This window comes from Sunxiuqinia sp. A32 (genome assembly GCF_052690465.1).
The window spans coordinates 67,968-85,458 of the sequence record NZ_JBQYLI010000018.1 but is presented as its reverse complement, the minus strand read 5'-3'; the positions used below and the strand labels follow the sequence as shown (position 1 = coordinate 85,458).

The following is a 17,491-nucleotide window of genomic DNA, read 5'->3' as shown; positions in this document are numbered from 1 at the left end:
TTAGTACTGTACAGATAAAATTGAAACCGGCCCAAATAAACCGGAAGGTTGCAGTTGGCTGTCAGCCTTATATGGATTGACCGGACACCAGGTCTGCCGCTGATTCTCAGGTATTTTTTGATCACCAATCAACCGATTCACCCAGGTATTAACGACTTCTATCGTCAGTTCATTTTCGCCTGCATTAACTAATTTCGTAACATTAAGCTGATAAGGAGCTGTCCACAAACCACCTGCATACGTGCCGTTTACCGCAACTTTGGCCATCGCGGTAAATTTGCCCAGATCAATAATCACCTGTTTTTCATCAGCAATTTGATCCATATTGAATTTACCGGTATAAACAGCTGTTCCGGAATAGTATTTGATCCGGTCGTCAGCTGATGCTGTCCAATCCTGAAGAGTCTCGAAAACTACCGGTTCTTCCGGTCCTCGTTGTAACGCATCAAACTGAACAGTCCACGGTCCTTTCAATTCTGCGATTATTGACGGTTTCGGATAATTGGCTTCCACTCCGCTTTCTGAAGCCTGCTTGGTCTGTCTTCTGAAAACGACAAACACACTCTCATAAGGGGCTAATTTCAAAGGAACTGCAGTCCCATTCTCTTTTGGTACAAATGCTTTCAAGTCTCGGATATACCCAGTCGTAGCTTCCCAAAGCTCAGGCTGTAAACCCGTCACCCGGAATTCGGGTGTAACCAGTTTGGTTTCTGATGTTTGGTTCGAAACAAAATAGATTTCACCGTTTTTAATGCTACGGTGACCATAATGGATTGTGCGGTCATTGGGCAATTTACAGTCAGGAATACAATTGATCAACGCAAAAGCTTCTTCCATGCTCATTCCGTTCAAAATCATTCCATCTCCAAACTTCTTTGATTTTACGCTTATGCCATCAACATCTCCCCACAACTCAGCAGCCATTTTCTGGATCTGCTGATCTGCTTCCGGCTGATTTTGCAAACTTGGAGAACGATTTGGGGCAGGGCCCATTACAACAGCTCCATCATTCACTAACTGTTTAATTTTAGCCAATAGCTCTGGTCGCATCGTTTCCAGCTTAGGCAAAACCAAAATCCGGTATTGGGTTCCGTGAGGCAATGTAACCAGCCCATCTTTCACAGTCATGTATTTTTCAATCACTTCAGCATTCATATAGTCGAACTGGTAGCCAACAGGAAGAGCAGGATCAGCCACTCCCGTCATCTTGGGGGCATCTTCACCAATAAAATAAGCCACATCGGCTACATTCAATCCTTGCTGAAGCATGTAATTAGTCCGCTTAAGGTATTGGGTATACACATCCATCTGCGAAAACCAGGTATTTTTACGGTTAAACTCATTACCAAACCAGGCGTTCATCCCAGGATTTTTGTCTTCATAGGGTTGGGTAATGTAAACATGCAAAAGTGTATTGTTGATTCCTTCAGCAAAAAAGCGATCGCCCCGCTGTTTAATTGTTCCCGGATAGCGACTAAATGGATTGCCCGCACAAGTGTTTGATTCGGCAGAAATTTTTGTTTTACCATAGATGTGACCACACGAAGTAGCTGCGCGATTCTCAATATCACCAAGTTCACCTTCACTCCAGAACTCGCCTCCAATTTCGTCAGACTGGCCGCCATACATCAGGAACTCGCCCGGAAACCCCCAGTGTCCGTAATTCTCCAGCCAGGTGTGCAGGCCATACTTATGACTAACATCTCTTAAACCGCCAACATAATCGTAGGCAACCTTGTCTGCCACCATGCGACGCACATCCCACAGAAAACGGTCGGAAGCGATTTCGCTACCTACAACTTTCCCTTGGTATACCGGAAGGTAAGGCACCGGATCATAACCATATCTTTGTTTGAATTCGGATATAAAACCATCGGTAAAATTCTGTCCCCCCGTTTCGTAACTGTCCTGAACCACGACTTTAAAACTTTTCCGGTCTGCCTCGGGAATACGTTTCAGTATTTCACCCATATGCCCGTCAAAATGCATGGCAACGTGTTCTTTGCTCATCTTATCCACTTCGTAACCGGTAGCTTCTGGCGATGCAGGAGCATTGGTCGTGCCAGTTGGGGTCATCCCCGTTCGCAAAATGACCCATTCACCTTCAGGAACCTCCCAGGTAAGTGTGCCGTCAGCAGATAAGTTTTTTGAAATATCAATCACTTTTGAAGCGTCAATGACCGTTGCCTGATCGTTGGGTTCCGGTTGTGGCGACCATTGGTAATCGTGCCAATAAGGTAGTGGTGTTGGATGCATCTTGGCCAAAGTCTTCTCGGCAAAACGCTCAACACGGGGAGCTGCAGCCAAAACAACTTCTGCAAGGCCGCTACCTGGATTGGTATTTTTTAGAACTAACCGAAAACAGGTTGCTGTTGTTGCAGGAAACGATACCACCACAGGAGCGAAAGGTTCAAATCCTACATTTAACGCCGGGTTAGACCTGTTGATTTGAAACGCTGAAATAGTACGAAAGGTTCCATCCGCCACTTTTGCCTGAAGAAGCGCAGCTGTATTTAATGGATTTTCGGAAAGACGAACCGAAAGGCTTCGTGTTGTAAATGGAGTTTGTGATTCCAGATCAACAACAAATTCATTTCCTTCAGGAAAACGAATTCCGGTTTTATGATCACCATCCACAATTTTTGCCAGATCGGGAATACGTGGTACCGAGGTAATCAAGCTGTTTTGACTATTCAAAGCTAACTGATCATCTTTAGGAACAGGATAGGCTATAACCTTCACATCCTGAAAAATATCAATTGGCTTATTCAGTTTTTGGCTGAGCTTTTGTGGACCTTTCACACGTAGTTCCGAAGCGGTCAGATAGCGCATTGCCGCATCGGCTCCAACCCACGGGCCACCAGACTGGCTCCAGCCCGGAGAGTTGAAAATACCAATTTCAATATTTAGCTCAGTGGCTGTTTTCAGTGCTGCATGCAGGATATCCCACCATTCGTCACTGAGCATTTTTACTTTTCCATAAGGAATATCAGCAAGTCCTATATTTCCAATAAAAGCCCGGTTAATTCCAGCCTTTTTCATCGCGTGAAGATCGTTAATCACCCCTTCTTTGGAAATATTGTCGGAAATCCAATACCAGTAAACACTAGTCTGAATAGAGCCAGGTGGAGTAATAAATCCTGTTTCAAGAGTTTCCTCTGATAATTTTACCTGTCCCGATTCACATGCAACAAAAAAAAGTGCCGCAAAAAAGAAGAATATCAAACTTGATTTTTTCATGAAAACTTAGGTTTATTGGTTTGTATCGTTCAATTAATCCTTAAATGGATTACTAAAACGAATTAATTACAATATATGGAAATTCCCATCCTGCTCTATCCCGTGATATCAATGGCTTCTCATTACAATACAATTCATTTCTCGCTCTATTTTATGAAGAAATTACTCAAATTACTCATATCACTTAGTACGCTTTGGATATTATTAATCAATAAAAATGGTAAAAAGTGATGCATTCGTTAGATGGATTTATAGTTTTATGAATTTATGATCTTTATCTCCAACACGAATAAAATATAGTCCATCAGGCAGGTATTCCACATTTACAATTTCACTTGTTCCGGAATCTACAAAGGCACCAATCATACTTGATATCATGTAATTTGTCGGTTCATTCGCAATGTGCAGGGCCGAATGGACAGGATTTGGATAAATTTTGAAGTTTTCTCTAAGTTCTTTTTTTTCATTAACATTTACTGTTAAAACATTCATCTTAAAAGTATAAGTTCCAGATTCAAGATTGTAAACCAATTTTCCGTTCTCCTTTTTTACAAAGGTTACACCTTCAGTGTTTTCGGCAAGAACAGAACCTTCATAAACTATACCGTCAGAAGATTGCGGTAAATAAAGCGTTGCTTTTGTATTAGCAGGGACTGTTGTAATATAAGTTAGAGAATTATCCTCCGTAATCTTCCATTCACTCAAAATATCGCCATAGTAAGAATGGAATTTTGCCGACACTGAAGTTATACGATCCTGACCTTGCGGCAATTCCTTTCTCGTATCCAGTACCGGCTGAAGGATGATCTGTTTGAATCCGGGATTGGATTCATCCGGCTCAATGCCCGCTACAAACCGAAACATCCATTCTGATACTGCACCGTAAGCATAGTGATTAAAAGAATTCATACCTACGTCCTGGAAGCCTTTCTCGATGGTGTATGAATCCCACCTCTCCCAAATTGTTGTTGCACCCTGATCAACGCTATACAACCAGGATGGATTATTCCGCTGGAGTAATAAATTATAGGCCGTATTATTTGCTCCAAATTCACTCAACGTTTGGTTCAAAATACCGGTACCTACAAATCCTGTACTTAGCTTGTTTCCATTATTGGCTATTCTCGTTTCCAAATAATCCAATCCATCTTTTTTCGCTTTATCAGTTGGAAATAAATCAAGTTTCAGTGCAAGTAAATAAGCAGTTTGAGAAACTTCCTTTAAAACACCTGATTGTTCAATATACCTGCGTTGAAATTCAGTTTTAATATTTTCATACAACGAATTATATTCTTCTGCCTTACTGCTGTAAAAATCTCCATCATCAAAACTTAGTGCTTTAGACATTTTTGACATCAATTGAGCTGCATAAGCGTAATAACAAACGCTAATATATCGGCTATCTGTCGGTTCATAAGATACCCAATCTCCATAATTTGTTCCAGCTCCATTATATTGATATCCATTGCCTGATTGTGCGGCAAGAAATCCAAAATATTTCTCCATCGATTCATAATTTTCTTTTATGATCTCCAAATCATCATACATGAGATAGATATTCCACGGAACAATAATGGCAGCTTCAGCCCACGCACCCTGTCCGTATCCAACCCATGCATGTGGCGCAACATCCGGATAAGCACCATCTTCCCGTTGGCTATCTCTCATATCTCTCATCCATTTATGAAAAAAGGCTGCAACATCAGCATTGTAAGCTGCTGCTCTTGAAAAAATCTGCGTATCTCCAGTCCAGCCCAAACGTTCATCTCGTTGAGGGCAGTCTGTTGGAATACTTAAAAAATTACTTCGTTGCCCCCAAATCACATTGCTATACAATTTATTCACGTCGGGATTACTCGTCGAAAATGAAGATCCCTCTTCGTTTACTGAACCAACAACTTCTCCAACCAGCGATAAAATTTCAATATTTTGGGTTGCGGTTATCTCACAGTATCGAAAACCCATAAAGGTTAATGAAGGATGATATGACTCGCCTTCAACACTTCCTTTTAAGATGTAATTTAGTGTTGCTTTTGCACTTCGCAGATTAGCAGTATATATGCTTCCTTTGGGTCCGTCGTTTCCTCTGGATATTGATCCTGAATCATTAAGCATTTCACCAAATCGAAGTTTCATCTGGGTTCCTCGTTCACCTTTTAAGTTGAATTTAACCCACCCCACCATGTTCTGTCCAAGGTCGAAAATTGCTGTTTCACCTTTTTTTAGTTGAATAATCCCAACACCTTCAATTTCGCTAATCTTATTAATTTCTCCGTGGGTTGTACCATTTGCTTTCCGACCATTGTAAACAGTTGTTATGACTGGATCGAGCTCGAGTTCAGAGCGAACTTGCACCGGCGTTCCGGCGAAAGCTCTTAATTCACCTTGAAATCCATTATAAATCATCGTTTGAAACCATTCTGCATCATCGTACCCAGCACTATAACAATCCATCTCATTTCGTGCATCATAAGTTTCCCCATTATAAATATCCGCCATGCGTATTGGACCAGTGTTGGTTGTCAGCCATGAATTATCTGTAACAACATTTTCAGTTGATCCATCGGCGTATTGAATAACAAGCTTCGCAATAAAACTCAGATCGGGATTTCCGTATTCACCATGAGAAACACCACCCTTCCACCACCCGGATGCAACCTGCGCGCCAATTGCATTTTCACCCGGTTGTAACAGATGGGTTACATCATACGTTGTATACTGAGCGGTTTTAAAATAATCGGTCCAACCCGGTTTTAATTCATCGTAAATAACCATGTTATCATCCAGTGCCGTTCCAACTCTGTTCCCGTTAATAAAAAGATCATAAACACCCAAAGCAGAGGAATATATTTTAGCCGATTCTATTTCCTTACCAAAACTAAATTCCTTACGGAACATTGGAATTCCACTTGTACCCTGAAATACGATATTGTCACTTGAGGTCACAAATAAGCGCCCGTCAATAAGCTGGCCTCCGGAAAACGAAAAATCGGAATTCGAAAAATCCTCTTCAAACAAATTTGTTTCTGATCCCTCAATTAGTGTAGTAACTTTAACATTGTCAAAGTATGCCTGTTCATCAATTCCAGCACCGCTTCTTGCCTGACGAAATCCAAGATTTGCACAAACAAAGCTTTCTCCAGTGGGGTTTTCAGTTGCATCAATCTTAATATCATCGATATATGTTGTTGCAATTTTTCCAGTGATATCAATCCTCAGATGATATATCACATTCTTTTCAATTTTAACTTTATCAGATATTTCAACTTCTTTTATAACGCTTACTCCTCCATTTCTCCACTGATGAGGCCGGAAATACACCGTATTATCGGATTTACCATCAGTTGCAAGATTGAACTGCCACATAAAAAAATCGCCGGAACCAGTCACTGAAAAACAGGGCCCTGCTACGATTTGATTAATTTCAAAGTCCATTGAAATTGAATAATCAACAATTGATGTACGATCCAATTGATCATTCAAGCCGCCTTGTTTTAAAGTGGTCGATTTTATCCATTTGGCATCTCCCCAACCCGAACCGAATAATCCCGTTTCAAATAGAGCTGTTTCGGTAGAAGTACATGTTCTATTGGTGTTATCCCAAATAGTAACATGCCAATAGTACCGAGTGGAAGGAGCCAATGCTTCTCCTTCATATTTGTTATTCACAGATCTGTCTGATTCAATTTTACCGGAATTCCAAATGGGATTTGAGCCATCTTTACTCCTCGATACCGTAATTTCATATGCAGATTGAGTTGTGCCACGCTCACTTGCTTCTATTTCCCAGCTAAACCGAGGTTGTACCACATCAATGCCGATTGGGTTCTTTAAGTATTCGGTACGCAGATTTTTCACTTCCAGCGCAAAAGCAAATGCGCCATTAAGAGTAATTATCAGGACGATCCCCAATAGTATATTTAATCTTTTTAAAATTTTCATTTTGATAGGATATAATTACAGAAACTATAGCTAACACTAGTTAAATCAACATCTTGAACAAAGACGTACCTTTCTGAAGAACCAGCAAAATTTGGGATTGCTCACAAATAAATTTGAATTACAGAATCCAATCTGAATCCGAGTTATTGGGCATCCTGCAATCTTAATGAATAAATTAGGTGGAATCATATGACTCCACCTAATAATATCGATTAGAAATATGTACTTATAAAAGTAATATCAACACTCTAAAAACCATAGATATTGATACCACCTAAAACCATATTATTTTCAGGTCCGGATACTGCTACAAATTTCAAGTACCGAGCTTGGACTGTATTGGGAAATTCAAAAAACTGCTCACCATTAATAAATCGATTAAATGGAGTTAACCCCAAACCAATATCTGACCAATTTTCATTATCCATACTTACGAATAGTTGGATTTGATCGGGTGCCCGATTATCGCCACCACCGTCAAAGATGGATCTCCAAATCCCCAATTTGCTGATCGTTCTTTCGCCTCCCATATCGATGGTGGCATAATGCGGATAGGATGATCCCCCGGCCAGTGAATGCCAGCGAACTCCTTCGTCTCCGGAAATGATATTACTTACATTATTGTCACCTCCAGGATGGGTAGTTGAATAGTCAATTATTGACAAGTCACTAACATCAAATTTAAAGGGTCCACTCAGAGAATAGTTTGAACTATAAAACATATCAATCCCATTTTCAGCAGAATACGTTGAGGAAAATGTAAATTCACTATCCAATTTATTATCTGTAATAATATAAGTGTTATCTGCTGCAGGGATGCTAACCACAACTGATTCCTCGGAGGTATTCGTGTAGTTCATTTCTGTTGCCACATTACCCTCAGGTGCAGATGAGAAATTTACTACTAAACCATTAACCGAACTCACAATCTTACCGGACCTTGATACAAGTTTAGATTCATAAATATCTCCGTATACTTTTCCGGTAACTTCGAAGGGCAATGATTTATTTCCAAACTCGTCATAACTTACGAATTGAAAAATATAACTCCGTTCGTCCATATCCGTAAGGACTGTTTTATAAACTCCAGGGGTATTTCCAATTGTAACGTCAACTGAATCCAAATAATCATTCCAGAAAATACGAACGAAATCTATTCTTTGAGTTAGAATTGAAATTTCAAGCTGAATCCGGTTTTTTCCGGTACCAGGAGTTACACTATCTACTTTTGCTGCATAGATTATTTCTCCTTCGTCTAAATATGGCTGATGTAAATCATTCATTTTAGAACATGACTGAGTAAAAATCAACAACATTACAATACCTAAAATATATAGATTGCTTATTTTCATCCGTAAATAATATGTTCTTAATTTTTCGGATGGGGCTTGCATGGCTTTATTTTCAAGCAAGCTTCGATATTTATTATAATATGATTGTTTCATATACTTTTTTTAAAATAAACCATTAAAATATCACCTGTTATCACCAAAGAATTGCAATTCTGATATTTGAAAATTATCTCCACCTTGCCAGGTTCTATTTACCAAAATACGAATGTATCGAACAGCTGGATTCATTGGAGAATTTATGAAATCCTCCCCATTAACAGCCCGATCTATATCTTCATTCGAATTTTCCAATATTGGCAATCCTGATGGTTTTATCGAAGTACAGTCCATCATCTTGGTCCAACTATCCCAGTCACCTGAAGGATCAAGCGTTTGGCATCCCCAAACTTCAAATTTCCGCAAGTTACCCTCTGAGAAAATGTATGGCCCTAAGCGTTGGAACAATTTCAAACGACTAAGTTTTCCTGTAACACCAAGGTCAATCGTTACAGAATGAGGCCAGACACCGGTTCCCCCAGGAGAACTGTATCCATTATTACCCATCTCTCCATCAAACATTCTTGATTTTTCCCAACCGCCAACATGCCCTGCATCACCAGGAAGATCCACCACTTTAAATTTTAACCGATCAAACATGGTCTCATAAATAGGTGTCAACGTGAAATATTTTGTTTCACTTTGGTTTTCCCAACGATCCTGAACATAAATTCCAAAGTTTGCAGGGATTGTATCCATTCCTCTGCTAGTACCTTCGCCATCGACCATTGTGCTGTAAAAAGTCTCAATTGGAACATACTCTTTATTGTTATCTTCCTTAAGAATTACAACTGATACTTCAGCCCGGGTTGGATTCTCCCAATAACCATGCACACCTCCAAAATCTTCAACCAAATTCAATGTATTTCCCATCGTAATTACAGTTGGTTCAAGTGGATTAATTGTGGCAACTGTTTCTTGTGATTCATTTCGACTTCGATCAACAGCAATAAGTTTCACCTGTCTCTCTTGCATATCTCCGAATCCTGCAATTTTCAATGTATCCTTATACAGGGAAGATCTCACTTCACTCTCGACTCCATCTCTTAAAGAATAGACAGCCTTTACATACAGAAGATCTTCATCTGTAGGCAAAGTATAGGTTAAAATTGCTCCACCCGGAGTATTTTCAACTTTAACATCCGATACAGGTCCAGGAGGTATTTGATCGAGAGGTTGTTGACCAATCGGTTCTTCATTACATGCAAATACAAAGAACCCAAGAACTATATATATGAAAATATTATACTTCATTTTTACATCTATTTATATTTTTCAATAATTGACCGATGATTATTACCATCCATAATTCTGAATTAGATTTTTATTAACCGTCAAATTTGATTCTTTAATCGGCCAGAAATAATCTTTAACAGTAAATTTCACAGGAACTTGAGCTAATGGAATTACTTTATAAAAGTCCTCATTGGTCTCACCCAAGATATTCCATCCCATTGGTTGATCGTTCAGGACTTCAATTTCCTTCCAGCGACGAATATCCCAAAAACGTTTTCCTTCAAAGGCTAATTCAATTGTCCTTTCCTGACGAATAATCTGACGCAATCCTTCTTTTGTATCTGGCTTGTTTGGCTTGTTTGAAAAATTCTGCCAAGACTCTTTAACTCCGTCAAGTCCAACACGAGCCCTGATCGCATCCAGATAGGTGAAAATTTCATCACTTGGTCCATTAGCCTCATTCAATGCTTCGGCATACATTAAATAGAGATTCGCCAAACGCATAATTGGGAATGGAAAGTATTCTACACTTGTAGAGGATGAAGTTTGTGCATTTTTAAAATTGTGCATCTTTTTAACAGCATATCCTGTAGCAGAATAACCACTACCACCTTGCCATCCGGAGAAACCGAAGTTTAAGAAATCGCAATATTTGACTGTTGCAGGAAATTCATAATAGCCATTACCAAAATAAATTCCCTTGTCAAATCCTAAACTTGCATAGAAACGAGGTTCACGATTATAATGCAAATAAGCTGTTTTCTCACCTTCTTTTACATAGTACACTTCTTCTCCTTCTGACGGTTCATCTCTTACTTTAAATCGATTACTATACCATCCGCCATTTTGCCATTCAATATCTTCATCGATTGGAACTCCGTTAGTTGAATAATAATTTTCAACCATCTTCATGGTTGGAGCCCATTCACTTGTAGCATCATTTAGTCTCTCAGGAGTGAACCGAACAAGTCTTGGTGTCGCATTTTTCGCCAGGTACCCACAGTCATAATTTGTACTTCCCCAAATCAACTCTTTATTCCAGCGATCACAAATAGCCTGACGATAAGTAGTCTGTAACTGGAACGGCTCAGGAGCTCCTGCAACCATCGGATCGATTAAATCATACAACGCTTTGTTTTGCATGTGACACGAATCGATAGCTTGTTTACAAGCTTCAGCTGCAATTTTCCATTTGTTTTCGTCATAGGTTTGTGGGAATAACGCCTCTCCCCTATTATCAATCAAACTTGCATAATCGGTATTTCCATTAAACAAAGGACTTGCTGCGAAAAGCAAAAGTTCAGCACGCATACTCAATGCGGCAAGTTTGTCAACCCTACCTGCTTCAGTACCTTCAATTACATCAGCCGCATTTGGAAGATCCAAAGCTGCCTCAGCCATCAGACTAGAAATATATTCCACCACTGCATCTACCGGCTCACGATATACCTGAACCTCATCAACTCCGGATGAAATAGGCATATTTGCATCAATTATCGGAATAGGGCCATAAGCTTTAAAAAGAGAATAATGGTAATAAGCTTTCAGAAATTTAACTTCCGCAGTCCATCTTGTTTTTTCGTATTCAGTAATATCCAGAACCTTATCAATATTTTCAAGGAAAATATTACAATCCCTGATACCACGAAACAATGGTCGTCCTCCATTTTCTCCATCCCAAAAATTAATAATCGGATTTGTTAATGATTGAAATCCACGAGCAATATTTGAGTTAGCAAAAGTAGGCCATCCACCAGTTGTATAACGCTGCCATGTTTCATCGCCACCGTTCATTGCAGGATCCCAATCGACCGCACCGATCGCCGGACGATAACTATAACATGTATATAAATACTTTTCGGCAGCTGCCCTGTTTCGAAAAGAATAATCTATTGTAGCAACATTGTCTGGAACAATATCAAGGTAATTACATGAACCTAAACCAAGTAGGAAGGAAAATGCGATTATTATCTTATGTATCTTTTTCATAAACAATTCAATTTTTAAAAGGAAAGTTGAATTCCAAAATTATACACTTTCTGAATTGGGTACCCTAAACCGTTACCTCCCATTTCCGGATCCCAAAGATCAAACTTACTGATGGTCAACAGGTTTGTACCGCTAAAATAAACACGCAGGTTGGTCATTTTTGCTTTTGAAATGATCCTCGAAGGCAAAGTGTAACCAAATTCAACTGATTTCAATCGAAGGAATGAGCCATCTCGCATAAACCAGCTCGACGTTTGAAGATTGTTTCCTATCAACGTTTCTGATAAACGAGGCCATAAAGCATATATGTTACGATTGTCCTCCGACCAGTGGTCATTGGCGTAAGCTTACAGCAGGGCATTTTGTCCATCAATAAATGGAGAAGTTGCATTGGCATCAATCCAGAATGACTCATGAGCCAGTCCTTGAAAGAAACAAGACAGGTCAAATCCTTTCCATCCTCCGGAAAAACCGAAACCGTAAACAATTTCAGGGCTGGTCGGATATCCAAGCGGCACCTGGTCAAGTTCAGTAATTTTACCATCACCATTGATATCTTTATACTTAATATCACCGGCTTTATAGTCGCCAAACTGAGTAGGTGAATTACGAATTTCCTCCTCATCTACAAATAAACGTTCGGCAACATAGCCCCAATTTTGATTTAAAGAATAACCAACGTGTGATTTCCAGGGAGTGTCAGAATAATTAGGCTCTTCAAAAACCGTAAATTCACTTTTTGCATAAGTGAAGTTTGCCATTCCTGTAATCCACAAATCTTTATTAAAGGAGTGATTGTAGTTTAATGAAATATCGACCCCTTTACTAGATGCTTTACCTACATTGGCGCGAACATCAGACTGCAATCCCATTGTTGTTGGTATCGAAGAACGAGTCATCAGAATATTAGATCGATCTTCAGCGAAGATATCTGCCTGAATATCCAATTCATTCCACAAACCAAGCTCAACACCTATATTTAACTTTTCAGCAGTTTCCCAGGTGATATTATCATTAGGATATCGAGAGATTGAAATACCGTTCAATGTACGACCGCCGGCATTTCCATATGTACCGAATGAAGATGCTAAATTCCCATCATTCATGTTTACATTAGAAAGATAGAAAAATCTATCGTTTTCATTACCAATGGCATCATTACCAACCAAACCATAGGTTGCTTTTAACTTAAGCTTGTTGACAGTTTTGGCTAATGATTCTGGCCAAAATGCCTCATTGGATATATACCATCCTAAACCTGCAGAGGGGAAAAATCCAAAACGCTCTTTCTTGGAAAAACGCTCAGATCCATTGTAACCAAAGTTAGCTTCAATAAAATAACGAGAGTCATATGCATACGTTGCACGACCTGCCAACCCCAGATTCCTATAGGGCAATGACCTCTGAAGGTCTCCGGCATTGGCATATAATTGTTCTCGCATTGTATAAACCATCAGCCCACTTAAAGCATGCTTATCTTCGAATGTGCGATTCCAACTCAGAGCCGTTTCAAAATAAGTTGTTGAATTTACTTGCTTGTTGCCTTCCCTATAATCCAGGTATTCTGTCCCACTAGTTTCATTTAGTGAATTCAAAGTGTATACTTCAGACTCTTTGTCATAAGTAGAAACACTATAATAAAATGGATTATAATAACGTGACACATCAAAATAAGAATACCGGTTTGTATTAAACATACCTCGTAAAGAAAGTCCTTCAGTAATAAAATCAAGTTGTTGCTTCAATTCGAATTGAGCCGACATCTGTGATATAGTATAATCCTTATAGCCTTTTGTCATATCTGCATACGGATTGTTATACTGTCCCTTATCAAAATTACCAAATAAGATGTGCTGAGTAAATTCATTGGCCGCATCTGGTTCGTAATATGCAGGAAAGAGAACCGGATTTGTTCTCATTACTTTCTTATATAATTCTTCTCCTCCATCTATTGGGCCAGAATAATCATCAAATGCCCCGTGTAGTCGGACAATTGCTTCTGTGGTTTTGGTTATATTGATGTTTACGTTGGAGCGCAACATATAGCGTTTCAGCTTAATGTTATTATTGAAGTTGTTCTTTTCATCAACTTTAAGTATCCCACTATCATCAACTAAACTTCCTGCAAGATAATAACGTGCAATTCTTCCACCACCACTTACATTAAAGTTCAATCGGCGATTAAGTGTCTGATCTTTAAACAGGGTTTTGTACCAATCAGTCGCAGGATATATATATGGATTACCACCTGCAATTGTATTTGCTATTTTATTGGGAGAGTATGGTGTAACACCAAGTGGATTCCTTGTACGTACTGCCTCATTATGCAATAACATATAAGTTATTGGATCGGCAAGATCGACCATACTCGTTGGCTTGGATATGGCATTCTCAAATCGAACGCTTATCTGCCCTTTTCCTTCAACACCCTCTTTTGTAGTAACCAAGATAACTCCATTTGCACCGCGTGATCCGTAAAGTGCAGTTGCTGTCGCATCTTTCATAATTGAGAAACTAGCGATATCATCAGTCTGAATACGCGCCAACTCTTGAGTAGTTACTTCATTGTTATCAATCAAAATAAGCGGATCTTTTTTATAGCCAAACGTGGTTACACCGCGAATAAAAAACTGCGCATTGTCCTTCCCAGGCTCACCGCTTCGCTGATATGAAATCAAACCAGACATGCGGCCTGCCAAAGCGGTAGTTAAATTGCTTGATGGAACTTTTAATTCTGACGGTTTCACTGTGGTAATCGATGCAATCACACTTTCTTTCTTCTGCTTTGCAAATGCAACGACGGTAACATCTTCAATCGCTTCAACAGATTCTTTTAAATTAATGTGTATTGCTGTCCTGCTTCCAATTTCTATCTCCTTTGATTCATATCCGATAAAGGAAACAAGAAGTGTAGAATTTTCTTCTACATCCAAACTAAATGCACCATCATTATTCGTTACTGTTCCTTTCGTTGTTCCTTTTATAATAATACTTGCACCAGGAATTGGCATGCCATCATTGTCATATACAGTACCAGTTACTTCCCTCGTTTGCAATTGTTCTAAATCCTCGAAAATCCTTTCGACAGAATAATTCCTTCGTTTCAATCTTCTTGTAGATTTCCCAATTATTATTTGTCGATCCCTGATGGTATAAACATTTGATGACCCATAAAATAACTGATCAAGTATTTCTCCAATTTCTTCACTATCAACCTGAATATCAACTCTCCTTTCCAGATCAATATTCTGATCCTGATAGAAGAATATAAACTCGCTCTTATTTTCAATTGCCATCAACACCTCTTTTACAATTGCGTTATTCATATGAAGCGAAAGTCTAGTGCTCTGTGAATAACTATTAGAGCTGAACGAAAAAGCTGAACTCAAAAGAATGAGAAACAGAGTTATACGCATAACCAAAAAGTTTTTCAGGAGACATCGAGATATGCCCCCCTCCTTTAATTTTTTTTTCATAGATTTGTTCGTTAATAGATTGAAAATTGACCTAATTAAGGTCAGTTAATTCTCATTAATCCGGGGTTTGTTTCGACGCTCTCCCCGGTTTTTTTTTAAAATTTTTAAGTACTCCAGTTGTTGTAATTTATCTCATTGGCACTACTTTTTTATTATATATAATCCATTTGTTCTAAATACTTTTACTGCAGAAGTAAATGATATATTATCAAGTACATCTTCAATATCATCTTTCAAATCAAGTTTTCCTGAAAATGTTATTCTACCCAAATCAGTCTCAACACGAATCTCCTTATTATAAAAGCGTTCAAGTTTTTTGAAAATCTCAACTAGTGGTACATTTTGAAAAATCAAGTATCCATTTACCCAAGATGAATACATTCTGACATCGACTTTATCAGTAGATAGATTTTCATTCTTTTTATCATAGGTCATTCGTTCTCCAGGCGTCAGATTAATTGATTTTGCAAACAACTTATTTCTTCCAGCCGATATTTTACCTTCAACTAATACCGTTTCTATAGTTTTATCTTCTTCATAAGATGTTACATTAAAACTCGTTCCAAACACCTTTATCTTTATATCTCGAGTAACTACATAAAATGGTTTGTCCGGATTGGATTTTACTTCGAAAAATGCTTCCCCCGACAAATACACTTCGCGAGAATCTGGCTTGAATTCTTCGGGGTAAGATAATTGACTTCCAGAATTAAGCCAGATGTGCGTACCATCAGCAAGAACAACATCTGTTCTTTTCCCGTATGGGATAATTATTTGATTCATTGCCGCTGAAGGCTTATTTGATTTTTCTTCCAGAGTGTCATTATTTATAGTGAGCTTGCCAGTTGATATTTGTCGAATGGTGGTCTGCTCAGTATCAAATTCTCTGGTAGATCCGTTAGCAAGTATGATTTTCCCTTTTCGAACAGATCCATTATCCGCTTCTATAGGGAACTGATGCGTTAAATTAACAGACAACCATATTAAGCTGCCAATCGCACATAAAACAATGATTCCTGCAGCATACTTTAATCCAAAATAATACCGTCTTTTTATTGGTTTATCTGATAATAGTACCTTTTGAAATATTTCATTTAATCTCTTTTCTGACACTTCAGATTCAATAGGTTGTATCGATTTAATTATCAGGGCAGCATCTTTAATATATTTTATTTTCTCTGGATAATCTTGAATGAATGAACTCCAAAATTCGTCTAGCTCCCTATCTGGATTCAACACCCATAATACAAATTCATTATCATGAATAAATTCCTCGGTTGTATTAAATACAATATATTTATCTCTTTGCATATAGTCTTATCTCCTCAATATTTTAATAGAGACATCAAAAATTAAAACATCATCAATTATTTTATTTTTTTTTGAAAAAAAGACACAGATGAAAAGAAGTGAGAATAAAAACACACGATAGAACACTAACATGCAATAAGTAAACAATTCAAAAAAAGTCAATATTTTTTGATTGATTTAAACTTTCTCCATACGAGAAACAAGAGTGAACCATTCGATTGAATAGAGTCTTTTAGTGATTTAATTGCCCTATAAGTAAGATTTCGACACCCTTCAATACTCATATCCATAATTTCAGCAATCTGCCCATACTCTAATCGTTCAGTAAATTTAAGGTAAATTGCTTCTTTTTGTCTGGGTGTTAATTTGGTTACAGCTCTGCCTAACAATATAACTTTCCTATTGGACTTTTCTTCAAGAATAATGTCATGTTCAATTGAATAGGCAATATCGAAGATGTAATCTTCATCATTATTATTCAAGCTATATCGATTCTCCTTATTGAGCTGTCTTAATAAACGTCGTTTGAATGATTGAATTAAATAACTGAGAATGTTATCTGGATCGCCAAGGTTGCTTCGGTTTTTTACCAGGTCACAAAAAAGATCCTGAATTGAATCTTCGATTATGGATCGATTTGACGTAATTTTTAAACCAAAAGAATATAGTTTTCTTGAATTCTCTGAATAGATTAACGATAGCGCCTCATTTTCGCCATTCTTAAATCTTTTCCAAACTTCTATATCTGCTGAATTTAAAGCTTTCATCAATATCAACTATGCAATCCACATAACAGAATCTCCACGATATAAATACAGTTAGATGGAAGTAATATATTTGTGATGGAAATTTATCTGAATCAACCATTAACTCCACAGCCGTTAAAACTACAAAAAAAACAAAAGAAAC

9 protein-coding genes are annotated in these 17,491 nt (G+C 38.2%); all 9 read right to left on the bottom strand.

Going from position 1 to position 17,491, the window contains the following annotated elements; genetic code table 11:
- On the bottom strand, window positions 1-3,240 hold the full coding sequence (locus ACUNWD_RS16865; RefSeq protein ID WP_445589018.1) for a glycosyl hydrolase: 3,240 nt from the start codon (window positions 3,238-3,240) through the stop codon (window positions 1-3).
- A 249-nt stretch (window positions 3,241-3,489) separates the two neighbouring features.
- Window positions 3,490-7,182, bottom strand: coding sequence for a family 78 glycoside hydrolase catalytic domain (locus tag ACUNWD_RS16860; protein WP_445589017.1), 3,693 nt, complete (start codon window positions 7,180-7,182; stop codon window positions 3,490-3,492).
- Between the two features lie 248 nt (window positions 7,183-7,430).
- A complete protein-coding gene (locus ACUNWD_RS16855) occupies window positions 7,431-8,627 on the bottom strand; it encodes a DUF4998 domain-containing protein (protein WP_445589016.1) in 1,197 nt (398 codons plus the stop codon).
- Window positions 8,628-8,657: 30 nt separating this feature from the next.
- Window positions 8,658-9,824, bottom strand: coding sequence for a DUF5000 domain-containing lipoprotein (locus ACUNWD_RS16850; protein WP_445589015.1), 1,167 nt, complete (start codon window positions 9,822-9,824; stop codon window positions 8,658-8,660).
- A gap of 42 nt (window positions 9,825-9,866) precedes the next feature.
- Window positions 9,867-11,795 carry a RagB/SusD family nutrient uptake outer membrane protein gene (locus ACUNWD_RS16845; protein ID WP_445589014.1) on the bottom strand — a complete coding sequence of 643 codons (1,929 nt, stop codon included), beginning with the start codon at window positions 11,793-11,795 and terminating at the stop codon, window positions 9,867-9,869.
- 14 nt (window positions 11,796-11,809) lie between these two features.
- Window positions 11,810-12,070 carry a hypothetical protein gene (locus ACUNWD_RS16840; protein WP_445589013.1) on the bottom strand — a complete coding sequence of 87 codons (261 nt, stop codon included), beginning with the start codon at window positions 12,068-12,070 and terminating at the stop codon, window positions 11,810-11,812.
- Between the two features lie 72 nt (window positions 12,071-12,142).
- Window positions 12,143-15,121 (bottom strand): TonB-dependent receptor, encoded by a 2,979-nt coding sequence (locus ACUNWD_RS16835; RefSeq protein ID WP_445589012.1) that lies wholly within the window; start codon window positions 15,119-15,121, stop codon window positions 12,143-12,145.
- Between the two features lie 291 nt (window positions 15,122-15,412).
- On the bottom strand, window positions 15,413-16,582 hold the full coding sequence (locus tag ACUNWD_RS16830) for a FecR family protein (protein WP_445589011.1): 1,170 nt from the start codon (window positions 16,580-16,582) through the stop codon (window positions 15,413-15,415).
- Window positions 16,583-16,740: 158 nt separating this feature from the next.
- Entirely contained in the window at window positions 16,741-17,349 is a 609-nt protein-coding gene (locus tag ACUNWD_RS16825) for an RNA polymerase sigma factor (protein ID WP_445589010.1), read from the bottom strand.
- Window positions 17,350-17,491 lie beyond the last annotated feature (142 nt).